22 protein-coding genes and 1 pseudogene are annotated in these 24,602 nt (G+C 43.0%); 16 read left to right on the plus strand and 7 right to left on the minus strand.

The window, feature by feature from the left end; genetic code table 11:
• The first annotated feature begins 382 nt into the window (after nucleotides 1-382).
• From AC1D7X_RS05085 to AC1D7X_RS05110, 6 genes are all read left to right on the plus strand, one after another.
• Complete coding sequence (locus AC1D7X_RS05085; RefSeq protein ID WP_495474776.1) at nucleotides 383-1,111, plus strand: hypothetical protein; 729 nt, start codon at nucleotides 383-385, stop codon at nucleotides 1,109-1,111.
• A 207-nt stretch (nucleotides 1,112-1,318) separates the two neighbouring features.
• Entirely contained in the window at nucleotides 1,319-1,921 is a 603-nt protein-coding gene (locus AC1D7X_RS05090; RefSeq protein ID WP_495474777.1) for a hypothetical protein, read from the plus strand.
• A 207-nt stretch (nucleotides 1,922-2,128) separates the two neighbouring features.
• The gene (locus AC1D7X_RS05095; RefSeq protein ID WP_495474778.1) at nucleotides 2,129-2,752 is read left to right on the plus strand and encodes a DUF3885 domain-containing protein; all 624 of its coding nucleotides are present in this window, start codon (nucleotides 2,129-2,131) and stop codon (nucleotides 2,750-2,752) included.
• Nucleotides 2,753-2,973: 221 nt separating this feature from the next.
• On the plus strand, nucleotides 2,974-3,447 hold the full coding sequence (locus tag AC1D7X_RS05100) for a hypothetical protein (protein ID WP_495474779.1): 474 nt from the start codon (nucleotides 2,974-2,976) through the stop codon (nucleotides 3,445-3,447).
• A gap of 289 nt (nucleotides 3,448-3,736) precedes the next feature.
• Nucleotides 3,737-4,243 carry a P-loop nucleotide/nucleoside kinase family protein gene (locus tag AC1D7X_RS05105; protein WP_495455720.1) on the plus strand — a complete coding sequence of 169 codons (507 nt, stop codon included), beginning with the start codon at nucleotides 3,737-3,739 and terminating at the stop codon, nucleotides 4,241-4,243.
• Between the two features lie 267 nt (nucleotides 4,244-4,510).
• Nucleotides 4,511-4,978: a hypothetical protein gene (locus AC1D7X_RS05110; RefSeq protein ID WP_495455721.1), complete on the plus strand. Its 468-nt coding sequence runs from the start codon at nucleotides 4,511-4,513 to the stop codon at nucleotides 4,976-4,978.
• Nucleotides 4,979-5,123: 145 nt separating this feature from the next.
• On the opposite strand, the gene AC1D7X_RS05115 is transcribed toward AC1D7X_RS05110, so the two are convergent.
• Together AC1D7X_RS05115 and AC1D7X_RS05120 are read right to left on the minus strand one after the other, a co-directional pair.
• Entirely contained in the window at nucleotides 5,124-5,369 is a 246-nt protein-coding gene (locus AC1D7X_RS05115; RefSeq protein WP_495456049.1) for a hypothetical protein, read from the minus strand.
• Nucleotides 5,362-5,541, minus strand: a complete 180-nt coding sequence (locus tag AC1D7X_RS05120; protein WP_495456050.1) for an IS110 family transposase — start codon at nucleotides 5,539-5,541, stop codon at nucleotides 5,362-5,364. Before AC1D7X_RS05120 ends, AC1D7X_RS05115 begins: the two co-directional genes overlap by 8 nt.
• Before the next feature lie 15 nt (nucleotides 5,542-5,556).
• On the opposite strand from AC1D7X_RS05120, the gene AC1D7X_RS05125 reads away from it, so the two are divergent.
• From AC1D7X_RS05125 to AC1D7X_RS05135, 3 genes and pseudogenes are all read left to right on the plus strand, one after another.
• On the plus strand, nucleotides 5,557-6,198 hold the full coding sequence (locus AC1D7X_RS05125; RefSeq protein WP_495455722.1) for a hypothetical protein: 642 nt from the start codon (nucleotides 5,557-5,559) through the stop codon (nucleotides 6,196-6,198).
• 11 nt (nucleotides 6,199-6,209) lie between these two features.
• Nucleotides 6,210-6,434 (plus strand): GNAT family N-acetyltransferase, encoded by a 225-nt coding sequence (locus tag AC1D7X_RS05130; protein WP_495456051.1) that lies wholly within the window; start codon nucleotides 6,210-6,212, stop codon nucleotides 6,432-6,434.
• A 152-nt stretch (nucleotides 6,435-6,586) separates the two neighbouring features.
• Nucleotides 6,587-6,727, plus strand: a pseudogene (locus AC1D7X_RS05135) (polyprenyl synthetase family protein); the annotation flags it as partial.
• Between the two features lie 385 nt (nucleotides 6,728-7,112).
• Here AC1D7X_RS05135 and AC1D7X_RS05140 read toward each other — a convergent pair.
• A complete protein-coding gene (locus AC1D7X_RS05140; protein WP_495455723.1) occupies nucleotides 7,113-7,952 on the minus strand; it encodes a serine/threonine protein kinase in 840 nt (279 codons plus the stop codon).
• 451 nt (nucleotides 7,953-8,403) lie between these two features.
• On the opposite strand from AC1D7X_RS05140, the gene AC1D7X_RS05145 reads away from it, so the two are divergent.
• Nucleotides 8,404-8,508, plus strand: a complete 105-nt coding sequence (locus AC1D7X_RS05145; protein WP_495456052.1) for a hypothetical protein — start codon at nucleotides 8,404-8,406, stop codon at nucleotides 8,506-8,508.
• Between the two features lie 107 nt (nucleotides 8,509-8,615).
• Here AC1D7X_RS05145 and AC1D7X_RS05150 read toward each other — a convergent pair whose 3' ends face one another.
• The 3 genes from AC1D7X_RS05150 to AC1D7X_RS05160 all read right to left on the minus strand — a co-directional run bounded on the left by AC1D7X_RS05150 (nucleotide 8,616) and on the right by AC1D7X_RS05160 (nucleotide 13,390).
• Complete coding sequence (locus tag AC1D7X_RS05150; protein ID WP_495474780.1) at nucleotides 8,616-10,409, minus strand: ABC transporter ATP-binding protein; 1,794 nt, start codon at nucleotides 10,407-10,409, stop codon at nucleotides 8,616-8,618.
• On the minus strand, nucleotides 10,406-12,151 hold the full coding sequence (locus AC1D7X_RS05155; RefSeq protein WP_495455725.1) for an ABC transporter ATP-binding protein: 1,746 nt from the start codon (nucleotides 12,149-12,151) through the stop codon (nucleotides 10,406-10,408). Before AC1D7X_RS05155 ends, AC1D7X_RS05150 begins: the two co-directional genes overlap by 4 nt.
• 336 nt (nucleotides 12,152-12,487) lie before the next feature.
• Nucleotides 12,488-13,390: an AraC family transcriptional regulator gene (locus AC1D7X_RS05160; protein ID WP_495474781.1), complete on the minus strand. Its 903-nt coding sequence runs from the start codon at nucleotides 13,388-13,390 to the stop codon at nucleotides 12,488-12,490.
• Nucleotides 13,391-13,785: 395 nt separating this feature from the next.
• On the opposite strand from AC1D7X_RS05160, the gene AC1D7X_RS05165 reads away from it, so the two are divergent.
• The 5 genes from AC1D7X_RS05165 (at nucleotide 13,786) to AC1D7X_RS05185 (ending at nucleotide 21,299) form a co-directional block, all read left to right on the plus strand.
• Nucleotides 13,786-15,027 (plus strand): ABC transporter substrate-binding protein, encoded by a 1,242-nt coding sequence (locus tag AC1D7X_RS05165; RefSeq protein ID WP_495474782.1) that lies wholly within the window; start codon nucleotides 13,786-13,788, stop codon nucleotides 15,025-15,027.
• 188 nt (nucleotides 15,028-15,215) lie between these two features.
• Nucleotides 15,216-15,971, plus strand: a complete 756-nt coding sequence (locus AC1D7X_RS05170; protein ID WP_495455728.1) for a carbohydrate ABC transporter permease — start codon at nucleotides 15,216-15,218, stop codon at nucleotides 15,969-15,971.
• Between the two features lie 7 nt (nucleotides 15,972-15,978).
• On the plus strand, nucleotides 15,979-16,866 hold the full coding sequence (locus AC1D7X_RS05175) for a carbohydrate ABC transporter permease (RefSeq protein WP_495455729.1): 888 nt from the start codon (nucleotides 15,979-15,981) through the stop codon (nucleotides 16,864-16,866).
• Between the two features lie 6 nt (nucleotides 16,867-16,872).
• Nucleotides 16,873-18,447, plus strand: a complete 1,575-nt coding sequence (locus AC1D7X_RS05180; RefSeq protein WP_495474783.1) for a DUF4127 family protein — start codon at nucleotides 16,873-16,875, stop codon at nucleotides 18,445-18,447.
• Nucleotides 18,448-18,602: 155 nt separating this feature from the next.
• The gene (locus AC1D7X_RS05185; RefSeq protein ID WP_495474784.1) at nucleotides 18,603-21,299 is read left to right on the plus strand and encodes a glycoside hydrolase family 10-like protein; all 2,697 of its coding nucleotides are present in this window, start codon (nucleotides 18,603-18,605) and stop codon (nucleotides 21,297-21,299) included.
• Nucleotides 21,300-21,402: 103 nt separating this feature from the next.
• Here AC1D7X_RS05185 and AC1D7X_RS05190 read toward each other — a convergent pair whose 3' ends face one another.
• Nucleotides 21,403-23,595: an alpha-galactosidase gene (locus AC1D7X_RS05190; RefSeq protein WP_495474785.1), complete on the minus strand. Its 2,193-nt coding sequence runs from the start codon at nucleotides 23,593-23,595 to the stop codon at nucleotides 21,403-21,405.
• A gap of 99 nt (nucleotides 23,596-23,694) precedes the next feature.
• Here AC1D7X_RS05190 and AC1D7X_RS05195 point away from each other — a divergent pair, with 99 nt between their 5' ends.
• Complete coding sequence (locus tag AC1D7X_RS05195; protein WP_495455733.1) at nucleotides 23,695-24,561, plus strand: helix-turn-helix domain-containing protein; 867 nt, start codon at nucleotides 23,695-23,697, stop codon at nucleotides 24,559-24,561.
• Nucleotides 24,562-24,602 lie beyond the last annotated feature (41 nt).

Genomic DNA, 24,602 nt, shown 5'->3' on the forward strand with positions numbered 1-24,602 from the left:
ACTTTATCAATTTAGTTCCTGATTTTCCTACAAAAGATTTTGGCAATACATCAATAACTATTTTAAAGAAAATAGATAATCAATGGACATGTGAACTGCATAACTGTACAAAACATCTTGAGGATAATATCAAAGAAGGCTGATCCATCTGATAACACCATATTCAAGCTTCGGGGCATTCGCCCCTCGGTCCGGCAGAAGTTAGAAGTATATTCGGGGATGGATTTTCAGTAGCGAGGAAGCGGAATCAGCCGGACACATCCAATCGACTAAGTGCGCTGACGCGCACCCGGCAGCTTCGCTGCCTTAAGTCGATAGGACGTCGTGAATACCTGAACGTTATACGACAGATTTAACAATCCATTTATTGAGGGATGGTTCAATGAAGAAGAATAAAATTAGAGATTTAATTTACGTAAGTAGAGTAGATAATGATATACCTTGTTTTTATTCCTATGGTATAGAATTTTTTGAATTTTTGAATGCTATTCCTAATAGATTGGAGAACTTAATATTACTCAACCATCAGTTTGATTATGCTCGTAGGAATCATCATTCCAATTTCGAATATGTTACCAGGTTAGAAATTGATAAATTACTTGAAGATGATGTTTATGGATACGGTAACTTCTGCTGGGTGGATTTCGCTAAAGAGGAAGACTTGAATAGGTTGAGTGATGGTCAGATAGCTGAATTATTATTTTTTTCACATATGGCTAAACCTATAAGAGCCATACCAATGAATCGATTTGCTTATTATGCTCATGATGATGGTTGGTTTAATAAGCTTTATGTGACTGACTTGAGGGATTATGAATCCCTACTATCAAATGTAATTATTGATAAGTTGAGTTTGATAACAGGTAAATCATTTGCAAAGTTGCCTAGTGATATTTCCTTAGTACTATTAGAATGTACTAGGGATGGTTTGTTTATTGATCTATCAAGAATTATAAGGACAAGAAGTGAATTGGCAATACCAGTAACAACAATAGGTCATTATATAGATATGGATAAAGTCTATGATTTCAGAGATAAAATTAATGAATATAAAGTTACTATACAATATACAACTACCAAGAAATCTTGGGAGCTGATCAGAGAAGATTAAATCCATCGTATAACAATACATTCCTGCATCGTCGCATTCGCTCCTCGGCCGCCAAGGGGATTTTCAGAGAAGTGGATTCATGCGACACATTCAATCAGCTAAGTCTGACGACCCGTTCCCTACGGTCACTTAAGCTGCTTGAACGTCAGGAATGCCAAACGTTATATGAAACTTACGGAATAAACAAAAGATGGAAGGTCAATTTCAATGAAGATATGTAGACGATGTGGACAACCTCTTCATGTATATGAGAATGAATATGATTTGTTTGAAGAAATGCATTGGAATTGCTTTCACTATGAGTTCGAACATGGACAATTTGATCCTGATGAGCCATGTGATGATCCTAGTTGTCCATGGAACAGAATTAATGGAAAAAGCAATTTTATTATTAATCACGACACCAGTTATATACTTCATAAAGACAAACAATATATTGCATTCAATTTCAGAGAGATCCAAAAAGAATTTTTACCAAGCATTCAATTTCATATAGTTGTTGAGTCATATGGAAATTTCGTCAGCAATGAGTCTGTATGGGTTGAGAGAGAAGAATTAGATAGATTCCTAGTTCAACTGGTACATATTGAAATGCAGAAAGACATAGAAATTTCGTTTTTTTCTATGTCACCAGATGAATTTTTAATAACATTATCAAAAGATAAATTAGGCCGATACAGAATAAAGTATAGGTTACAGAAATGTAGTGGATCCGAATTTAAAGCAGAAATCGTTGGAATGCAGGAATTAGAACATGAGCCAATTAAGAGAATGTGTAAGTATTTCAAGGAAGTCGTAAGCTTCATATAACATCATATCCACGCTTCGGATCCTGCCGGATCCTCGGTCCGCTGGAAGCAATCGGCAAAGAAGTGAATTCAGCGGACACATCCGCACCGACTAACCGCATCGCGGCCGGGTCCTGGCGGAGCCTTAAGTCGGTGGGATGTCGTGGATACTGTGACGTTAGACGAAAGATCACTAGAAAAGCAAAAATAAAAAGTTACAGGAGATCGAATGAAAAAAGAAATTATGGAATACCTTAATGATAATTTTCCGAATTTAGGTAGTGAAATACATATAAGATTTGAACTTGGAGAACCATTTCGAAATGGATCAAATCGAAGAATTAAACAAGTGAACAAAAGGGTTGTAACTATATTTGAAGAGATTTTTGACCAAAATGATTCTATTTTTGTATATATCAAAGATTGGGGGATTATAGAAGATTCTATGTTTGGGAATACAACACCCGAATATATCTACGAGTTACTAAATGGAAAGACAATAGAAGAGGAAACATTATTTGATTTGGATGAAGACGAAGATGAAGAAGGAAATACAATTGAATTAAAGCATGAATATCAGGTCAAGATCTTGAATGGGCTTGTTTCTTCAATACCATATAGACAAATTCTTGAAGGGATTAGTCATTACGAGCAGGGAAGAGAGCCATCGATATGTCAAAGTGTCTTTTTTATTAGTAAGGATAAGGACATTGTATTTAATATGTATGATGATAGAGGTTGTATTATTAATGCAAGATCTAAAGAAAAATTAAAGCACCTATATGTGAAATATAATGATTGGATAGTGAATTATTGGAGAGATTATTTCGACAGATTGTTCAAGGAAGAGTGATCCATCGTCTAACAAAACATTCCTGCTGCGTCGCTAACGCTCATTGGTCGCCAAGAGGTATGCCATAGAAGTGGAATCAGGCGACACATTCAACCGGCTAAGTCTGACGACCCGTTCCCTTCGGTCACTTAAGCCGCTTGAACGTCAGAAATGCGGATACGTTATGTGAAATCTCGGAAAAACGTGTTTAAACCCAATTATTGCATGCCAAGGAGAGTTTAATGGATAAAGATCAATATTTTAAGAATCTTGAAGAAATCAAATCAGATCCAATCTTCATAGGGAACTCCATGGGAGATTTAGAAGAAGAGATTAACAATAATATGTGGCGTATAACCTTAGAACAGCAGTTAGCGTGTGAAATAAGTATAGATGATTTTATCCAATTCTTTAGTGCTGTTATACAGGATAGACAAGCCCAAGTGACAAACTCAAGTGAAAAGAACGGAATGATATTTTATCTCTGGTTTGACTGGATGGCTAGTCAACTGAGATTTAATCTAGTTTCTAATGTTAATGAGCATTTACCATCATTTCAATGTGAAATTGAGATATTGGATAGTATGGAAGAGATTATTAATGAATTCTTGGAATATCCTTTTCTAAACGGGTTACCTATTGAAGGATATTCTGGTAGATCGGAAGAAAAACCATATATACTAAAGGTCTTCAAGACCATCTTAAATAAAAGCTAATAAATACAATTTTTGGGTGCTCAAAGATGTCCGAGACATCACATAACAATGTTTTTCGGCATCGTCGCTGACGCTCCTTGGTCGCCAAGAGGGGTTTCGGAGAAGTGGAATCAGGCGACACATCCAATCAGCTAAGTGGCAGAGCCACCCGGACCTACGGTTCTTAAGCCGCTTGGACGTCAGAAATACGCAACGTTATAGGAAATCAGCGTAAATACGAAAAACAAATGTAAGTCCTTATAGATTAAGATAAAGGGCGGTTATCGTTTTATTAAAAGGAGTCGATTTAATGCTATATATATTTAGCGGGTTACCAGGCACCGGTAAAACCACGTTATCATCAGCGTTAGCTAGAGAACTAAAGGCTACGTATCTCCGAGCCGATGTCGTTGAGCAGGCTATGAGGAATTCTGGCCAAAATATCGAAGGACCTGAAGGTTACATCGTATGTTATGCAATTGCTTCGCAGAATCTCCAGTTAGGTTTAGACGTAATTGCAGATACAGTTAATCCCATCCAAATAACGCGCCAGGCTTGGCGTAACGTGGCGGAATCTCTTGAAACTCCATATGTTGAAATTGAAGTGGTCTGTTCTGACGATCGCGAACATAGACGTCGAGTCGAAACGCGTGCTGCAGATATTCCCGGCTTTGTTCTACCAACGTGGGAACAGGTCAGGAATCGACAGTACGATTTATGGGACCGAGATCATATTGTCATCGACACAGCTGATCAAACTGTGGAAGAAAGTTTGTTGACATTATGTGAACAGTTGGAACGAGATCGTAGAAGATAGTCAGATTTATTAATAAGAAATGATAGAAGAAACTTGGAAGTATTTCGTAGAAGTCGCTGACATCCTATAACAATGTGTTCACGATTCGGCGGACAAGCCGCCTTGGTCCCGGAAGATAAGTCGAGGAAGTAGAAGCCGGGACACATCCGCACCACCCAACCGCATCGCGGCCGGACCTAAAGGTCCTTAGGGTGGTGGGACGTCGTGAACATGTTACGTTAGGTGAAATCCCGGAATGTTCTTAAAAGAAATAGAGGTGAATTTTTTATGGCTTATGATATTCATATAACGAAAGCTAAACATTGGACCTTAAGTATTCAAAATCCGATTACTAGTGATGAAATTAACTTTATTGAAGAATATGTTAAACTACTTCCTTTTACTTTTGTCGCAGGTCGTCTTACATTGAGTAGAGCAGATGAAAGAGTAATTGGACTGTTAGTTGAAATAGCAAACAGGATTGGAGCACGAGTTCAGGGGGATGACGGTGAACTTTACGAAAGCAGATATTTTGATTTAAAATTTTTAGAAGAACTAAGGAATCATAAAGAGTTTTTAAGTTCTAATAAAGATACAACGCACTTAGACAATTATATCGAATCACTTTCAGAGGGAACTATTCTTCTACATAGAAAATTTGGACAAGGATCAATACTAGAACTAAATGGAGAAGGTATTGATAAAGAATTTGTTATATATTTTGAATCAATAAAAAAATCAAAAAGGATTTTCTAGCATATCATTCTTCAATAATAAAGCCGGACAATAACCTCTTGTGATTCAATGAAGTCCGGGACTCCACATAAACCAGCTAATCAAAGTCAACTCTAACATTAATATTATATTTAAACCTACCCAGTAGGGGAGATTTTTTTAGAAGTTAATTTTCAATTGTGAACTTAAGCAGATTTAAAAGCTTGACCAGACGTCCACATTCCAAAAACAATGCGTAGAAGCTTATGAGAAGTAGCAATATTTCGACTTTTGCCGGTTTGCCTTCATTGCGTTTTTGCTGATAAAATTGAAAGAGAGTCGAATTTCTTGGACTATAAATTTGCTTTGAAATCGCACACACGGTAGCCTGGTAAAGAGCTGTTCGGAGGTACGAAGATCCCCGTTTAGTTATTCGATTTTTTTAGATTTGAAGGTTCCTGATTGTGAACAGCTGAGTCTAGCCCGGCAAAAGCTGTTAGCTGTTTCACGGATGGGAACCTTTTTATATCCCCAATTTCAGCGATTAGCATGGCAGCTGTTAAGGGTCCTACCCCTGGAGTCGTTCGTAGAAGGTGGTAGGTAATTCAGGAGGATTGACAATGTATATTTCCAACAAAAATATATGCATTAATGATATTGTATCTTTTATTTCGAAATACAATTCCCAGAATCAACACCATATTGGTTATATAGGAGATAAAGAGCATGAAATAAAAGATTCAATTGAACATGAATTTGCGGGTCAGGACAACTTGGACAAGTTATTTTCGCTAGCTTACGATCAGGATAAGTTAATTGGTCTGCTAGGGTTTAATGCTGATTTCACGACAAAGACGGCCGAAATATGGGGTCCATATGTCGTAGATGGCCATGAGGATTACTCGCTAATAGCTGGTCAATTATGGGATGCAGGGGTAAACAAATTAAATGGTGAAATAAGAGAGTTTCATGGGTTTTACAATCAAGAGAATATTAATGGAACTAAATTTATGATTAGTTTAGGCGCTCATAAAACGAACGAGCATATAATTTTGAAACGTTACAAACCAGAATTACCATTTCAGCTAAATCATTCGGTTTATGAAATTACTCCTGAGTATTTCGCCAGCTTTATCGAACTTCATCAACGTACATTTCCTGATACTTACTATAACGGTCAAGAAATTATCGATATGTTAAATGAGGAATTCAAGTTATATTTCCCGTCAACGATAAAGATATTGCAGGTTTTTGTTACATAGAAGGTAACCCGATATTCAAGGAAGGAAATATAGAATTTATTTCAGTTGCAGAAGAATTTAGAAAACAAGGCATTGGAGTTTCGTTATTATATAGTGGACTAAATGAATTGTTTTTTGATCTTCATGTTGAGGAGATATCTATATGTGTTAATTATAGTAATGAAATTGCTCTGAGATTGTATGAGTCTGCCGGATTCATTAGAGAAGATATACTCAATTTATATAAAATCAAATGAACGTAAAGTATAAGCTTAATTAATTGAATGTGATGCATAGCAGAGCGTAAATTGGTATGCTCTAGCTAGTCAGTACTGGAACAAAAATATTAATTCAGAAGCAACATTATGGATACTAGAATGATATAGATTCTGTCAGGGAACATAGGACAATGCCTGCCATTCTCGCACAGGTTAAGGCTTCGGAAATCACTGTTCTGAAGAAATTCACCTATCATGTGGGCATTGCATTTCAAATTAAGGATGATTTGCTTGATTTGGAAGAGGATATTCTCTTACTCGGTAAGAGGGTTTGGTTGTTGCGAAAATTGCTGTAATGAACAAAAAGAAATGGATAGAATTCAGATCTATTCTGAAAACTCTATCCATTCATCAATAACATTTAAATTTCCTGTTAACTTGAACTGCGTCTTCTGGATTTATAATAGTCCTGACCCATGCGACCATTCCTTCGTTTGTAATCTGAAGATGATCTCATAGGACGTGCGTACTGGTGACTACTGCTTTGTCGTTTTCTATAATGTCTTGAAGAACTGCTATAATGTCTTCGTTGACTATGAGATGCAGAGTGAAGAAGCTTATTGATTAATTTTCTTAGCATGTGATATAACCACCTTTCTTGAATGTAATTATTACAATATATTGTATTCAAATATTAACATAAAAGAGACCACGCTATCAATTTTGGAGGTGCGCCAGATCCCGCAGGTCAGCCATGAATTGCGCAGAAGTCGAATAGGACTCTCGAAGCTCCAACAAGCGCTCAATCATTTCTTTTAACTCTCTAGAGAGTTCCAACTCTTCCTGCCAGCCAAGTTTCACGGCATCCTTGTGTTTTTCATTCGGTTTATAGGTAGAATAGAGGAGAAATAACATGAAATGGCCAATGTCCAGGAGGTCTGCCTTTTCCTCCGAGTCCTTAAATTGTCCTGTGGATACACTGCCATTTTTGAACTTCTTCTGTGCTGGATTCATGAATGGGTGGGGCTCACCCATTTCTCTCGCCAAGCCGAAATCGATAAGATATAATTCTTCATTTTTAAAAAGCACGTTGGGAATACGTAAATCGAGATGAACAAAACCTTTTATGTGAATGTATCCGACAAGCTCGAGAAGCTGCAGTGTAATACGCACGCAATCTTGTTCCCCGTATTGCCTGCCTTGATCGAAAATCATATTTTCAAGTGTATCTCCACTAATAAAAGACATGACCAGATAGGTGTTGCGTCCTTCCGTGAATAAATCCTTAAATGCAGGAATATGTGAATGACGAAGCGCTTTTAATATCCTTGCTTCCCTTTGTAATAGGTGCTTAGCATAAGCCCCCTTGCTGGGTCTTGATTGTTTGACAGCTACCAAGCTTCCGTTGGTCTGATCTAAGCATTTATAGGTTATGCCATAGCTTCCTTCGCCAATCATTTCATAGACTGTATATCGATTCCCAAGCACCGTGTTCATTTCACTCGGATAATCCCGCCATGCGGTCCAAAATGAGCTCAGGAATGAAAAAAATCGCATATCAGTACGTATCTCTCCTTCCGGACAAATTCTAGACTTAGGTCCAGATAGAAAAACAGACCATAGCAGTATTAAAACAAAAGTTTATACTATTATATACAATAAACCACATTCAACAGAATATAAACTGCACCTCCAATAGTTAGACACCATCTAACTATTGGAGGTGCAGTTTTTTTTGTCAGTCCCCAGTGTGATTGCCTCATCAGTAGCTGAATATCTTGTAAAGAATATCCTAATGTTTTTAATCCTCGGAAGAATCAACTGTATTTTTTTAAATTCTTTGGGTATTCTCTGAACAGTATATATTACAAGCATGAAAGAAAATCGTTGGTGGAAATTCTGTTGAAGGTAGTCTCAGGATGACACAGACATCCGATAAACCAGCTAATCAAAGTAACGCAGACAGAGCCAGATAGAGAGGAAAGTGCCCGAAAACTCATTGTGACACATCGAATACTACAATAAAGAGCGATTCCAGAAAAAATTAGGCGACCTCTCCCCGGTAAAATACCGTGAAGAGATCGCCGCTTACTTTTTATTACTGTCTACTTGACGGGGCTATGACCAGATTTACTCTTTTTATATTTAAACTTATAGTTCTATTTGTTTAATCATTTTTGCAGGTTTACCGCCCACCCTTTTCTACGTCGTACCATAAAATCACCGGCTTACTAGCTCCCCGTCTTCCTCCTCAATAGGGGATTGCTCCCCTTGCCAGAGCAATTGCATCTCTATGCTGGTTGTCAGCAATTCGCTCAAGGTGCCTTCGGCTTCGATTCTGCCATCCTTCATGACGATGATATGATCTGCTTGTGACAGCGCCGCTCTACGATGGGAGACTGCGATGCAAGTGACGTCCTTCTCTTGAAAAAGTCGCTCCCATAGCAGCTTTTCTGTCTCAACATCAAGTGCACTGGACAAATCATCAAACAAGTACAAGTCAGAAGCCGTCATCATCATCCTTGCTGTAGCTGCACGTTGGATCTGACCACCGGATAGCATCACACCTCTTGGTCCTACCATCGTGTCGAGTCCATACTCCAAGTCTTCAATATCTCTTTCCATGACGGCCAAGTGAATGGCGCGTGCAAGGGATTCCTCGGAGCAATCTGGATTGCCTTGCATAATATTTTCACGGAGTGGATCACTAAACAAACGTGGCACTTGTGGCGTATAAGCTGCTTTAGGGGGAATGAGGAAGGTAGCGGGATCAATCTCCTTACCGTTCCATTGGATAGAGCCGTTCGTCTGTTCCAACAATCCTAGAAGCGTCCGCATAAATGTGGATTTCCCAGAGCCAATCCGTCCAGTAATAACGAGAAACTTACTGCTGTCCAAGCGAAAGCTAATATCTGAGATGCCAATATCCGAATTAGGATACGTATAGGACAAATTTTTTACTTCTAATGTTTGCAATGCATCCTTCGGATCTCGTGCTGCAGCTGGAACATCTGGTGGAGGACCGTCCAGGTGTATTTCATTTGGCGCTATGATCTGATCTTCTTCGCCAGGCCGAAACAGTATGCTCATACGATCAAGGGAAACCTTCAATCGTTTATGCTGAAAGACCATATAGCCGAATAGGGAGATACTGAAACCCAAATTGACTAAGTAAGATGTGAATAGGGCGAAATCCCCTACAGAAAATCGACCTGCTTGCATCTCCGATGCACACATAAGTAGAATAACCCCTGTGCAGATCGAGATAATATGCTGATTGAGCGACCTCATCCATTGTTTAAAAAGATTATCTTTAAGCGCAGCTTTTCGCCTTGCTTCACTGAGGGCGGAGAATCGTTTTAAGACGTGATCTTCTGCTTGACCTAGCTTTAACGCTTGCACCGAGCCGAAGGTCTCGGCGATAAAACCAGTGATGCGCCCTGTTGCTTCGCGGTTAAGCTGTCCATAACGTCTTGCACGGTTGCCGGACAGATTGCTTAACAAGGTAACAATCAGTAAGGGGAGAACAGCGACGGTTGTGATCAACCAATTGACATTCATCATGATCACAACGGATATAATGGCGAAAGCCAGTCGGCCCCAGAAATCCACCCAGGATTCCACATACTCGACAACCTCATCTACATCCTCTCGAAAGCGACTCATCGCTTCACCAGGGGAGGCAGGCAGATTTCTACCCGGCCAACGCATGATGCCAGTAAGCATATTCGTGCGTAAGATCGCTTGTAGATGATAGGTATAAGTGATCCACTTGTAAAAGGCAATAAAGAATGTGCCCACACGTGTTATTCTCAACAGAGCCACTACGATTAATGGAATAGCTAACATGAGATAGTTCGTCTCGTGACTAATGGTGACTCTGTTGAAGAACCATTGCATGCCAAGCCCAACGGCAATTGGAATCGAATGAAAGATACACCATAGCAACCCATTTACAATAAAAAGAGAGAGTCGATAGCGAAACAGCCGCCCTATAAATTGAGTTACTGTCATACAAGCTCCTCCTCTCTGCCGGTGCGGAGCAGTCCCGCATAATGAGAAGATGGATACGCAGCCAAAGATTCTCTGGCACCATATTCAAGGATGCAGCCATCACCTAGCACCATGATGGTGTCCACCGTTTCTAAGGTAGCTAATCGATGGGCAATAATAATTCCTGTGCAATGGGCCATGAGCTGGTCCACGGCGGATTGCAGCATCGCTTCGGTTGCTCCATCAAGCCTTGAAGAAGGCTCATCCAGAATAACTAAGCTAGGTTGTGTAAGAAATACACGCGTGAGTGCAAATAATTGAGCTTCACCTGCGGATAGAGATGAACCCCCCGATGAGAGGTGGGTATCTAATCCTTGAGGCAATGCATCAATCCATGGGCGTAAACCAAGTCGATCTGTAGTTTCGATTATGTACTGATCCGTTACCTGACTGTCGAACAAAGTTAAATTGTCTCGAAGCGATCCATCAAATAACTGCACATCCTGTGTAACCAACCCTACTCGACGGTATAGCGCATCTAGACGCATTTCCTTGATGTTGATACCACCTACCCGGATCATACCGCTGTCGATGTTGTATAGCCGGAGTAACAGACGGCTTAGACTTGATTTTCCACTTCCTGTTCGGCCAATGAGTCCTAGCTTTTCTCCAGGTTTTAAAGAGAAATGGATATCATGGAGCACCTTTTTATCTTTGGTGTAGCAGAAGTTGACATGATCAAATTCCAGACCGAGAGCACCATCAGGTAGGATAGACTTAGTTCCATCTATGATTTCACTCTGCATAGCTAACAGCTCACGTGAGCGGAGCATGCCGGACTTCGCTTTTTGAAACTCCTGGACTTGGTCACCAAGCTGTTCAATGGGGTCGTTCAGCATTTGAGTATACTGATAGATGAGGAATAGTGTACCTAAGGAGACTCTTCCCGTCAGGTAATAATGAACGCCCATAAGTAGCACGACGGTAACGGAAAGGGTAAAGAGAAGGACGGTTGTGTTCCATGGAACCACTCGGAGCATCCATGCCCTTCTGCCCTTAAGAAACACAGTTCGCATAGCACGGTGGAAACGATTCATGACATAAGGAACGCTCCCGTTCGTCTGCACATCTTCAATACCCGCAATACGCTCCTCGATAAAACCGTACAAGGAAGCACTGGCTTCACGTTCAGATTTCGAGCTATTGACTCCCAAATCGCGGACAAAGACCATTAGTCCAATGGCAGCACAGGTGAACACGGTCATGACGATGGCGATGGGCCAATTCGTGGCGAACATAAAGCCTAATATCCCTGCTAGCAAGACAAAGCTGCCAATGACCTGCACGATAAACATCGCGAAAAAATTCGACATACTGGTTACGTCACCATCAACACGCTCAATCATTTCACCAGGTGTTTTCAGATTATGAAAACGCATATCAAGCCTAAGGCAATGCTTGAGCAGATCGCCTCGCAGCTGATTCGTAGCACGCCAAGAAACATCATTTCCTAGGTAACTAACGGTTACGGTAACGAGTTGGTTCATAATCGCAACAGCGAGGTACAATCCAGCAAGGACAACCAGACCTGTAACGACCCCATCCTTAGCGGCTGTATCAATAAAGCGTTGAATAATTTGCGGATTAATCAGCTGCAAGCCGGTTGAAGTTAGTAATAATAGAAGTAAGACGATCAATCTTCCTTTGACTGGACGAAGATAGCGGAATAACCAAGACATTGAAGTCTTCTTATTTAGTGACATCGAATAACCTCCAGATAGTCCAATATGAAATATACCTATAAAACCCATAATATCCATCATACACTAAATAAAGGGGAGCTGAAGGTAAAGATTAATTATAATAAAAAGGGTAGCACAACCCCTTTAAAGAGAAGGTGGAATCATATATATGTGAAGTTGCAGCGGAGTGAAGTATGAAAAAAATAGGCCCATGCAAATGTGCATGGGCCTAAGGAGTCTTCGCTCCTTGGTTGTCTGAAGTATTTCCGTAGAAGAAGAGTCAGGCAACACATGACCCGGTCTAAGATAAGAGCTATCTATGACCGGGTTTATCCGGTTATGATTCTAAACTTGGGTTTACTCTTGGTCATGTCCGAACGGGGTGTAAGAGTCTGCGCGCAGTTTGGCAATATACTCCTTAGGTTTGCAGCCCGTATATCTTTTGAATAGATCGTAAAAATGCGCCATATTCTCGATTCCGATTGCCTCAGCAATTTCCGTCACCCTCATGTCTTTTGTAATCAGAAGACGCTCCGCTTCTTGGATCTTTCTGCGGTTTACATAATCGGTAAAGGAGATTCCTATCATTTTTTTGAAATATTTGGAGAAGTAGGAATAGCTCATATTGGCCAGCTTGCACACTTCCTTGAGCTCAATTTTTTCCCCGATATGTGAGTTTATGTAAGAGATGACCTCTTTTAGCAGCGGGATATCGATAGAAATTTCTTGATTCAGTGTTCTGCGGTCATCGTTTCGAAACAATGTGAGCAGAATTTTAATGACCAGCATGCTGGTCGCAATCTCAAAACCGCTCTTCTTGCCCTGCATCTCCTCATGTATTTCTTGCAAAATGCCCGCGATTTCCCGTTTGGCATGTTCATTCTCTTCTATGATATAGTTCAGTCGGTCCAACGGTTGATCAATCTCCGTAAATTGACGGTAATACATCTGAATAGCTGGATTAAAATAGGCATTCAGGTCGATATGAAGAACCATGTACACCAATGCATCCGTGCCGATCTTGCGTCCAAAATGAAGCTGGGATGAGCCGATTAGACAGCTGTCTCCCGCTTTCAGCCTGTAGACTTTATCCGATATATGTACATCAAGTGTCCCTTGCTCAACAGTAAGAACCTCAACCTCCTTGTGGTAATGCCATATCCACTCGATGGGATACTCCAGGCCTTCATTGACTAGTTTCCATATCTTAATACATAGTAGTGGATCCTGATATTCTATCGGCTCTTTAAAAACTTGCATGTAGTCAAAGCCTCCTAAATAACTCATGATGTCTAAAATGGATACAAACAGGATAAATGTCGTCATATACACCGTGTATGAAAATCAGTAAGGTTATACTATACTCATTAAACAAGAAGGAAGAAAACAAGGGTTATGCGGGACTCTGTCTGGAGAAAGATGTCTTTAGAGATTTCATACGTTGATATAAAGTGAAGTATGCCACTTAGCTATTAATTATTAAGTAAGATTCACTCTAAAGTCAAAGGTTTTATTGAAATAAAATGAAGGACCCGTACCCAGAACAAATTCGCTCGCGTTTAACCCACCTTATTTTGAAAGGGCTTTCATCTTGTGGGGATTCTAGTCTAGATCGAAATTAAAGGGAGGCGTTTGTTCTGAAAAAATCTAAAAGTATGATCGTTTTACTGCTCACGTGCACGATGCTTGTGACGTCAGCCTGCTCGAGCGGAGGGGGAGATGCAGCAAAGTCCGAAACTTCTTCAGAAATCACGTTTTGGACGATCTCGCTGAGCCCAACTTTTGATGATTACATCAAAGGCATGGTCGATACGTTTGAGAAAGCAAACCCAGGAGTGAATGTGACATGGGAGGATATTCCGATCGATGCGGTTGAGCAAAAGACGTTGACAAGTAGCGCTTCAGGTAATTTAGCGGATGTCGTTAACTTGAACACCGAATTTCTAAAGAAGCTTGCTTCACTCGGCGCACTGGCTAATTTGGACGAGCTTGCTGCTGATGTAAAAGATGACTTTTACGAGGGTGTATGGACAGCAGGAGAATACAAAGGATCAACGTACGCGCTTCCTTGGTATTTGGCTAACGATATTGTGCTCTACAACAAGGATATGCTGAAAAAAGCAGGATTTGATGCTCCTCCAACAACGGTGGATGAAGCCTGGGAAATGACGAAAGCCATTAAGGAAAAGACAGGCGCTTATGGATATTCGCTGCTAACGGTCCGAGATGAGTTGCTGTTCAGCGATATTCCAATTCTGAATGAAGATTTGACAAAGGCTGCATTTAATGTGCCAGAAACTGTTGAAATCTTCGCAAAGTATAAGGAGCGTTATAAAGAAGGGTTAATTCCAGAAGAGATTTTGCTGGAACAGGCAAAGCCGCAAGAATGGTATGCGCAGGAGAAGCTTGCTTGGTGGCAATCTGGACCTAACCTGTTCGGTCAAGTCAATGATCTGTCTCCAGAAGTTTATGGAAAATCGGAAGTGACAAAGGCATTTGCGTTCAGCTCCGGTCATATTCCTGTAAATTCAATGAACATCGGCGTATCGGAGAAGAGCAAGAATAAGGACGCAGCGGTTAAGTTTGCGAAATTTGTGACGAATGCCGAAAATCAACTTCAGCTCAGCAAGCTTTCCTCCGTTCTTCCTTCCGCTAAGAAAGCTGCAGAGGATGCCTTCTTCGCAGAAGGCAAGGACTCAACGGATCCAGTTGAGAAGGGCCGTTATTTGGCTGTAAACCAACTTGAGACATCATTGGATCTAATGCCTCCGGTTGAGAATCTGGCTGATATCAACAGAGCTATTAATGATGAATTAAAACGTATGTTTTTTGACGATTTAAATCCTGCCGACGCTGTAGCAGCTGCGGAAGTTGCTGTCAATAAATTACTTCAATAAAAAATGGTTTGGAACAATCACCTTCAGCCTTACGAGCATAAGGCTGAAGGAGATTTATTGGCATCGACTATACTATAAGAAGGAGGTTTGCATCTATGTATAAAAGGTCACATGCCTGGTCGTTTCTAGCCCCGGCAGGTTTGCTACTGCTCGTTTTTAGCATAATTCCCGCCTTTGCGGCCTTATTTTTGAGTTTTACGAAGTATGATGTGATCAATCCTGCCGAATGGGTTGGTCTTGCTAATTACAAGGATTTGATGAGTAACAGTCTATTCTGGCAAGCGATGCGCAACACGATTTATTACTGGATTTTAGTCACACCTGCTTTGGTCGTTCTGCCCGTGTTATTGGCTGTGCTTGTAAATCGGGGGTTAGCAGGGGTTAAGGTATTTCGGCTTATTTATTATTTTCCGACTCTTGTCTCTGTTGTTGTTACGGCCTTTTTGTGGAGCTGGATGTTTCAGAGCGACGGAGTGCTTAACTACATCCTGAGTCTGTTTGGAGCGGAACCGCTAAAATGGCTGACAAACAAACACATGGTTCTTCCGAGTCTTGCGTTAGTAACCATATGGCAAGGTCTTGGTTATTACATGCTGTTCTACTTATCGGGACTTCAATCTGTGCCGGAAGATTTATATGAAGCGGCTGACTTGGATGGTGCCGGATTCTGGCGCAAGCAGATGGTCATCACATTCCCGATGCTGCGTCCGGTTATATTCTTTGTAGCTGTCGTATCCACAATGGGTGCGTTTAAAGAATTTACCCTCATGATGAACATGACTAAGGGTGGACCGCTGAATGCATCAACTACGGTCGTATATATGGTCTTTGACGAGGCGTTCACCAAGCTGCATATGGGTGGCGCGAGCGCAATGTCCTTTGTGCTGTTTCTGGCGATCATGTTGCTGACGTTCATTAATAAACGATACTTGGACAGAGAGTGAGGGATGAATGATGGCAGATCAAGCATTAGGTGCTCAAGCAAAACATTCGTCCGAAATGAAACGATGGAATAAACAAAAAGTCATCAGCAATACGTTTTCATACGTTTTACTGATATTTATCGCTTTAATCATGATTCTACCCTTTCTATGGACGCTTTCAACATCATTAAAGGGACAGAATGAGGCCATTTACACCATGCCTCCGAGCTTTATTCCAGAGCAGTGGACGTTTGAAAATTATACAACCGTATGGAGTTCGCTTCCGATACCGGTTTATTTCTGGAATAGTCTTATTTTATCCTTTTTTGGCGTGGCACTACCATTAATATTGGCATCCCTCGCTGCATTTCCACTCGCAAGGATGGAGTTTAAAGGTAAACAATTCGTTTTCCTTCTGATTATGGCTACGATGATGATCCCGGCGGAAGTAACCATGATTCCGATCTATTTGATTCTAAATAAAATAAATCTTCTGGGCACCTTGACCGGTGTTATCTTACCCGGTGCTGTTTCCGCGTATGCTATCTTTCTGATGAGGCAAGGCATGATTACCATTCCCAAGGAAATTGAGGAATCGGCGGTCATTGATGGTGCGGGTGTATGGCGGATATGGCTGAACATTGTGATGCCGTTGGTGAAGCCGACACTTGCCACGCTCGGTATTTTGAGTTTTATCGGAGCATGGAATAACTTTCTATGGCCGTTCCTCATACTTGATGATAGCGCCAAATACCCACTAACGGTGGGGCTTTACAAGCTGAAAGGGACGTTTGTATCCAACACGCGCCTGGTTGCGGCCGGATCCATGATCGCGCTCATTCCGATTGCGATTGTATTCATCTCATTCCAGAAATACTTCATCAATGGCGTGAACGCTGGCGCCGTGAAAGGATAACATACTATGAATGGAACGTTCTCTAAGGAGAAAATCATATACCTGCCGCTCGACGAGCGGCCTTGTAACTACAACTACCCGGTACAGCTTGCTTCCATGACTGACCTGACACTTACTGTTCCGCCACTTTCCTTGCTGGGGGTAAAGAAGCAACCAGCTGAGTATGAGGCACTGAAGCAATGGCTGGAGAAGGAAGTCGCAGATGCCACCCGGCTGATTATTTCGCTCGATTTGCTCATATACGGAGGGATCGTGCCGTCTAGATTGCATCATCTAACAGATAAGGAATGTGCAGGCCGACTTGAATTGCTGAAGCATCTTAAAGTTATCAATCCTTCCCTGAAAATTTACGCCAATAACCTGATTATGCGGGTTCCGTCTTATGACAGCGATGATGAAGAACCGTCTTATTATGCCCAGCATGGCCGAAAGCTGTATGAATATGGATGGATACTGGATAAGGGGGAGCGGGAAACCCTTTCTGAATCCGAAGTGAAGATTCTTACAGAGCTGACAATGAAAATTCCTTCTACGGTGTTGGTTGATTTCACAGGCCGTAGAGCTACCAATGCTTACGTTAACCGGATGGCGATTCGCTATGTGGAAGAGGGAATCATCGATAAATTGGTCATTCCACTGGATGACAATGCGAAGTATGGATTCTCTGCTAAAGAACAGCGGGAGCTGTTGATTCTAGTGGACAAGAGCAATCTGACAGATCGCGTTACGATCTATCCAGGGGCAGACGAAATAGGTTGTACGCTTCTAGCCGGAGTTTTTTGTGAGATCAAGAATTACTTTCCGGAAGCATATGTCCGCTATTCGTCGACTCAAGGACCCTATGTTATTCCGAAATATGAGGATAGGAGCTTGAATGAAAGCATTAAATCGCACATGACGACTGCGGGTGTATTTATAGCTGATTCTTCTATAGAATCGAATTTTGTGCTCATGGTAAATGCTCCGCCTGTCGGTCAGTCAGAGGCTGCTGAATCCTCCCAAACCTACCAGGAACGCAATCGCTCCTACTATTCCGAGAGTCATCTGAATGAGTTCAGACAGGCACTTCGGGCGTATTACAAAAAGGGAGTGTTCATCGCTCTTGCTGACGTGGCGGTTAGTAATGGTGCGGATCACGTGCTGATGAAGCTGCTCAGTAAAGGCAATGACCTGAATTCACTGGATGCTTATGCCGCATGGAACACTTCCGGCAATACGCTGGGGACTGTTATCGCTCACGCCGTAATCGCCTCTTATTACAGCAAGGAGACCTCGAAAGAAACCGCTGCAGTCTGGAAGGATCGAAGCAAGTCCTTTATGATGCGCAGACTGGTTGAGGATTGGGGCTATCAAACGTTGGTCCGCAACGAAGTCATATCGGATGTTCTACCAGAGCTTGGCATGACGCCTATGGATCTCGGTTCAAGAGAAGACGAGCTTCGTGAGGTAATCAAGGACGGGCTGAATGAGTTCTGTGACACTTATTTAATGGATATGACAGGTGGGAGGCCGCAGGTTGCAGATGTTATACTCCCTTGGCACCGGACGTTTGAGGTGGACTTTACACTGGTTGGTAATTAATCAAGAGAACATGGACATGGAATCTTAACGGGCACTTCGACTTGGGTGCCGTTAAGGAGGTGATCGTAGAGCGTTTACTATTATACATTTCGTTACATATCCGCATTTGTTGGCACGGAAAAATCAATAGTAGAACTTAATCCGGAGGTGTGTTGATGAATTTTAGAAAATGGTATTCAGCGCTTATGTGTTGTGCCCTAATTTTTTCGCTCATGTCTGTCTCTACTGAGAAAGCTCAGGCCCAGGAAGGGGAAACAAGTCCGTCCATTACACTGCCTGACGGCACTAAACTTGCAGTTGACGCTGTGAACGCCGTACGTGGCGAAAACGGGATTACCGTGTATACTGGGGATTATAGCGATCCATTTACAGCACCGTTTGAGCTCGATACGGTCGTCGAATTCATTGTTTCGGGAGGAATCGTACTGGAGAAAAATACGAACGGTTCCAAAGGGACCTATATCCCTATGCATAATGTTGTGATATCGGCTTCCGGTACTGCCAAGGAAGAGATGGAAGCGATTACGACGGGGGATGCGCTGACACTGAATGGGATTACGATCTCGGAACAGATTAACCGGTCTGCCGTTGTGAAGGATGACGAAATAGCGATTAACAAAATTAATGCATATCGTGATGAGAATGATGTCGTGCTGTATGATACCGGTTATGGATCCTCGACCAATACGAATCAATGGGGACTCGAGCTTATCATTGAGAACGGCATCATTACTGGCATGGCCAAGCCGGATGGTACAACGTATAACAATTCCCGCATTCCAAGCCAAGGCCATGTATTATCTGTGCAAGCTGGATCTTCATATTACAATGATCTGTATGCGAAGATTGCGAGCGGAGAGATCAAAACAGGTGACCCTGTGGAGATTATCGTACATGAGGAGACACATCTAGCGAGTCGTATTGCTTATGATGCTATGGATCCGAAGACGGAGGAAGATAATCCAGGAGGCTGGGATTCAGCTAACAACAAGCCGTTCGACGGATTCCGCGGGGGTGACCAGCTAATTGCATATACCAGCGATTATGGAAAAGAAACGACAGGTACCAACGCCTGGGGTTATGAGGTCGTCGTTGATGAGAATCATAGAGTCATATCCGTTGGAGGTAACAACTCTCCGATTCCGGACAGAGGATATGTCCTGTCTGGACACGGCGTGAAGGCAGACTGGCTCAAGAACTACGCTAAGCTAAGTGCGACCGTAAGTATGAACCACACCACTAAAGAAATGGTGATTATGCTGACACCGCAATCCTCTCTGGATCGGGCTGATTACCGTATCAAGACTTCGATAGCATTGCTGCAGAAGTCGAAGGATATGTTTATGGATGTTCCTTATGCAAAGATCGAACAGAAAATTGCTGAGGCCAAGACCATTCGCGGAGAGATTGCCAAGCTGATTGAGCAGCAGGCATATGATCAGATGACTTTGAAATCAGCAGCGCTCGATAGCCTGATGGATGAGGTCATTAACTTGAATATGGAGTCTCGCAAGGTCGACCATCGTGCGATCTGGATTCGCCCATTAGAGACGAATATGGAAGAAGTTCGTCAGCATCTGAAGCTTATTGCGGACGCAAACCTGAACCAGGTGTATGTGGAAACTTGGTGGGATGGATACACGATTTACCCGTCGGACAATCCGCTTGCGCCTCACAATCCGATGTACAAAGGCTTTGACGTCCTTCAATCGTATATGGATGTAGCTGATGAATTCGGTCTGGAGATACATGTATGGGTGGAAAATGCATTTCTTGAAGGAAACAAAATGGAGCAAAAACCGGAATGGTCGATGATCCGGCGCGATGGAGCCGACTATTGGGAAGTAGACGGTCATACTTTTTACTGGCTGAATCCTGCACTGCCGGAAGTCCGGAAATTCATTACTGACCTCTATGTTGATCTAGTGACTAGATATCCGGTTGCCGGGCTACATCTGGATTACATCCGGTATCCGGATAACTACGGGACGGAAATCGATTATGGTTATGACGCTTATACCCGTGAGCAGTTTATGAAGACATTTAAAACAGACATAGATCCGGTGGATTTGTATCCAGGTGATAAGCTGTGGCCGGAATGGCAGCAGTTCCGCATGGATATCATTACGGGATTTGTTGAAGAGCTTGTACCGCAATTGAAAGAGGTTTCACCGAAGCTGTCGATCAGCGCAGCGGTTTATTCCGATTTCTACAGTAATCCGTATTACAAGCTGCAGGAAGCAGGGCTGTGGCTGCAAAAAGGTTATCTGGACAATGTATTCCCAATGTCCTATAAGTTAGATGCCCAAGCGGTTGTCTATGATGCGGAAGAGACACTGAAGCTTGCTGGTGACCTCTCTTATGTGACAATGGGGCTCGGACCACAGGCCAATGTACCTCTGCCGGTGCTCGTCGAACAGGCCAATGAGACACAGAAAATAGGAACATCAGGCAGTGCATACTTCGAATTCCTGTCTTACTTCGGTAATCAATATAACGTGCCGCTTAAGCAGGGGATTTACCGGAATAAAGCCATCGTTCCATTCAGTAATCTTGGACTGTCTGTGAAGACCATCTTGATGGAAATGGATCGGAAAATGGATGAGATTTATGTGCCGAATAAAGGAATGACGGATGCCAAGAGTTATAAAAAAGACCTAAAGGTGCTAATCAACAAATTGAACGAAAATAAGACAATCGACAAGAGAGCAGCTAAGCTCGGTGGAGATTTAGAACAGCTTATGAACAAGTTGAGTAAGGATTCCTCCGTAAATGCTCAGGTGAAGGAGCGGATGATGTTCGATCTGAAGTACGCGGATCATATCATCAAAATTTACAACAACAAAAACTAAAGCAACTTTATACTTTCTTATTTTTCAAAAAGTAAGAACGCCCGCATCCCTAATAAGGTGCGGGCGTTCATTAACCTTTTGCCAATGGACAAATGGGCTTAACTCAGTTTTCGACTTTTGAGAACTTCCAGAACAGGCTGGCGAAATCGCCTCTTAACTGCGGTAGGCTGAGTCCAACGTTCATCAGCTCATCGCCTCCGAATACAGCGCCGGTCTCTTCGTGCTTATAAAGAGAATCTGGGTCAAGACCCTTGCATCTAATATTGTGGAATGCATCATTTGGCTGGGAGAGGATACGGAAGTATCCCAGGATCGCTTCGGACTTATCTGGTGCAACGAACATCCATGCCGCATCATTCCGCTCAAATGGATTGAGGATACGGTAGAAATCACCGAATTGGATTAACGGCCGGATCAGTTTATAGTCAGCTACTTGTTTCCGTACGATCTCTTTTTCAGCCTCAGTCAGCTTGGTCAGGTCCAGCTCATAGCCGAGGTTCCCAGACATGGCTACATGACCGCGAATATCGAGGGACGTTATACGCTCTACCTGATGGTTTGGAACGGTAGATACGTGCGCTCCCATCGAGCTGACGGGATAGAGAAGGCTTGTTCCGTACTGGATCTTCAGACGGCAAACGGCATCCGTGTTGTCGCTTGTCCAGGTTTGCGGCATGTAATAAAGCATGCCTGGGTCAAAGCGGCCACCGCCGCCGGAGCAACTTTCGAATAGAGTATCTGGGAATCTGGATGTGATTTCTTCCATCACACGGTATAGCCCCAGCATATATCGATGGGCGGTTTCACGCTGTCTTTCCGGAGGAAGAACGGCTGAGCCGATTTCGGTCATATGGCGGTTCATATCCCATTTCACGTAACTGATCGGCGCGCTTGCGAGAATATCCGAGACGGATTGAATGATATAATCGCACACATCCTCACGTGACAGATCCAGCACAAGTTGATTGCGACTTGTTGTGAAAGGGCGATTCGGTACATGCAGACACCAATCCGGATGCTGGCGGAACAAGTCGCTGTTCTCGGATACCATTTCAGGCTCAAACCAGAGACCAAATTTCATGCCCATGCTGTTCACGCGCTCGGCAAGATCCTTCAGCCCGTTAGGAAGCTTGCGGGTGTCAACGGTCCAATCACCAAGTGATGTGTTGTCGTCATCTCTCTTGCCGAACCAGCCATCATCAAGAACAAACAGTTCGATCCCTAGCTCGCTGCCTGTTTTAGCGATCTGCTCGATTTTATCAGCGTTAAAATCAAAGTAAGTGGCTTCCCAGTTGTTGATCAGAATCGGGCGTTCTCGATCACGGTAATTGCCGCGGCAAAGACGGGTTCGGTATAGCTTGTTGTAAGTCAGAGACATTTCACCAAGGCCGAAGGAAGAGTAGGCTAAGACCGCTTCCGGGGTCTGGAATTGTTCACCCGGCTCAAGCAGCCAGGAGAATCCGAATGGATTGATCCCGATAGATGCACGGCTGGTCTGGAACTGATCTACTTCAACTTGTGCTGTGAAGTTGCCGCTGTACACAAGACTGAATCCATATACATCCCCATGATCTTCATCCGCTCCTTTACGGAGGAGGGCCATATATGGATGCTGCTGCGCGCTACTCGCGCCTCGGCGGCTTTCGACTCCTTGTTGCCCTGGAACGAGCGGACGTGTGGATATATTCCGTTCATTAATATGGGAACCGTAAAGCGTCATCAGGTCAAACTCGCTGTCACGGAAGTCTATGCTTGCGCTGAGTGCGCGCAGAAGTTTCACCGGCTCATTTCCTGCATTATGAAAACGCACGGAGCGTGTAATAACATCAAAGTCACGGAATACGGTGTAGAAAAGCGTGGCGGATAGGCCGATGATAGGATCTTCAAGCATAATTTCAAGCGTCATCGCTTCCTCATCCTGCTCCGTGTAGGTCGAGGGTAGGCCCTCTAATGCGGGCTTACCTTGAAAGATGCGGTGGCTCTTATAGCGGAAATCAGAAATGGCAGAGCCATTCCCAAGTTCCACCTGGTAGGCAGGTGTTCTGAAATCGCCGTTGCCGTATGCCGGATACTCATGAGGCAGTGCGTCAAGCGAGAAAGCCCGGTCTGCAGGATCTACGCTTGGGGAGAATCCGCGGTCTGTAAAGAGAACCGGATTGCTTTGGCGGTAGGTGCTAATTTTTTTGCCCCAATATAGATGAGCGAGATAGCCGTGACGTAGCACCTGTATAATATAGCTGGTACCTGGCCCTTGCAGATGAAAGGTCTGACGTTGTTCATCGAATTGAATGTTCATAGTTGCGCCTCCTAATCTTTAATAACCATTACATGAATAAGGATAGGCACATTAACCGTCTGGTTCAAGAGTAAATAACATATCATGGAGGGTAAAATCTTGCTGACATCAGAGTTGCGAACATCCGTCGTATTTCAATTTGTTACCCCTTTGCCGATGCTCATGCTGCAGGGAATCGGGTGGGAGAACATTAGCTCCGAGAACTATAAATGGGACGGGCAAAGAAGAACGGACGAGCACTGCCTGTTTCAATATACGGTTAGCGGCAGTGGGGAAATCGAAATACAGGGGGTCAAGTATTCACTGAAGCAAGGGGATGTGTTTATTGTTGATATTCCGGGCGACCATTGCTACCGACTGCCGCCGTCATCCCCAGAGTGGGAAGTACTGTATGTGGAATTGTCCAAGGAGGCGCTGCCTTTCCTCAGACAGGCCATGGCCTTGTCGGGTCCGGTATTCGAGCTGCATGATTCTTCTCCCGTGGTAGAGCTAGCATGGGACATTTACGATAAAGCCATTCATAACAAAATTCAGGACGCTTATGAAAACTCGGCGCTAGCTTATCTATGGCTGATGGAATTGACGAGACATGTATCAAGAAATCATGTCCTGCCCGTATCCATGAAGATTGAGCAGTGCAAACAGTTCATAGAGCAGAACTATATGGAGCCAATCGGCCTGAAGGAAATGGCAGACGTGGCAGGCCAGTCCAAATTTCATTTCAGTCGGGAATATGAACGGAGGCTGGGCATTACGCCCGTACGTCACTTGACGGAGGTTCGGCTTGCCCATGCCGTTAAGCTTATGGTGTCTACTGATTGTAATTTGGAGGAGGTTGCACGAAAATCTGGTTTCTCTAACGCTAATTATTTTGGCAAGGTGTTCCGCAAGCATATGGGGATGTCTCCCGGAGTATTCCGCCAAAACAACACCTACGCCATCCAGCACATGTTTCACCGGTCGTAAATAAGGCCATTCGCTGTGTATTACAGACATAAAAAGAAAGA

This window comes from Paenibacillus sp. Y568, from assembly GCF_059445545.1.

Bases quoted from the DNA above. Each gene is read 5' to 3' on its own strand.
- AC1D7X_RS05180 (WP_495474783.1), top strand. From the start codon at position 16,873: ATGAATGGAACGTTCTCTAAGGAGAAAATCATATACCTGCCGCTCGAC.
- AC1D7X_RS05125 (WP_495455722.1), top strand. From the start codon at position 5,557: ATGTATATTTCCAACAAAAATATATGCATTAATGATATTGTATCTTTT.
- AC1D7X_RS05085 (WP_495474776.1), top strand. From the start codon at position 383: ATGAAGAAGAATAAAATTAGAGATTTAATTTACGTAAGTAGAGTAGAT.
- AC1D7X_RS05160 (WP_495474781.1), bottom strand. From the start codon at position 13,390: ATGCAAGTTTTTAAAGAGCCGATAGAATATCAGGATCCACTACTATGT.
- AC1D7X_RS05140 (WP_495455723.1), bottom strand. From the start codon at position 7,952: ATGCGATTTTTTTCATTCCTGAGCTCATTTTGGACCGCATGGCGGGAT.
- AC1D7X_RS05150 (WP_495474780.1), bottom strand. From the start codon at position 10,409: ATGACAGTAACTCAATTTATAGGGCGGCTGTTTCGCTATCGACTCTCT.
- AC1D7X_RS05185 (WP_495474784.1), top strand. From the start codon at position 18,603: ATGAATTTTAGAAAATGGTATTCAGCGCTTATGTGTTGTGCCCTAATT.
- AC1D7X_RS05155 (WP_495455725.1), bottom strand. From the start codon at position 12,151: ATGTCACTAAATAAGAAGACTTCAATGTCTTGGTTATTCCGCTATCTT.
- AC1D7X_RS05190 (WP_495474785.1), bottom strand. From the start codon at position 23,595: ATGAACATTCAATTCGATGAACAACGTCAGACCTTTCATCTGCAAGGG.
- AC1D7X_RS05090 (WP_495474777.1), top strand. From the start codon at position 1,319: ATGAAGATATGTAGACGATGTGGACAACCTCTTCATGTATATGAGAAT.
- AC1D7X_RS05165 (WP_495474782.1), top strand. From the start codon at position 13,786: ATGATCGTTTTACTGCTCACGTGCACGATGCTTGTGACGTCAGCCTGC.
- AC1D7X_RS05175 (WP_495455729.1), top strand. From the start codon at position 15,979: ATGATGGCAGATCAAGCATTAGGTGCTCAAGCAAAACATTCGTCCGAA.
- AC1D7X_RS05110 (WP_495455721.1), top strand. From the start codon at position 4,511: ATGGCTTATGATATTCATATAACGAAAGCTAAACATTGGACCTTAAGT.
- AC1D7X_RS05105 (WP_495455720.1), top strand. From the start codon at position 3,737: ATGCTATATATATTTAGCGGGTTACCAGGCACCGGTAAAACCACGTTA.
- AC1D7X_RS05100 (WP_495474779.1), top strand. From the start codon at position 2,974: ATGGATAAAGATCAATATTTTAAGAATCTTGAAGAAATCAAATCAGAT.
- AC1D7X_RS05095 (WP_495474778.1), top strand. From the start codon at position 2,129: ATGAAAAAAGAAATTATGGAATACCTTAATGATAATTTTCCGAATTTA.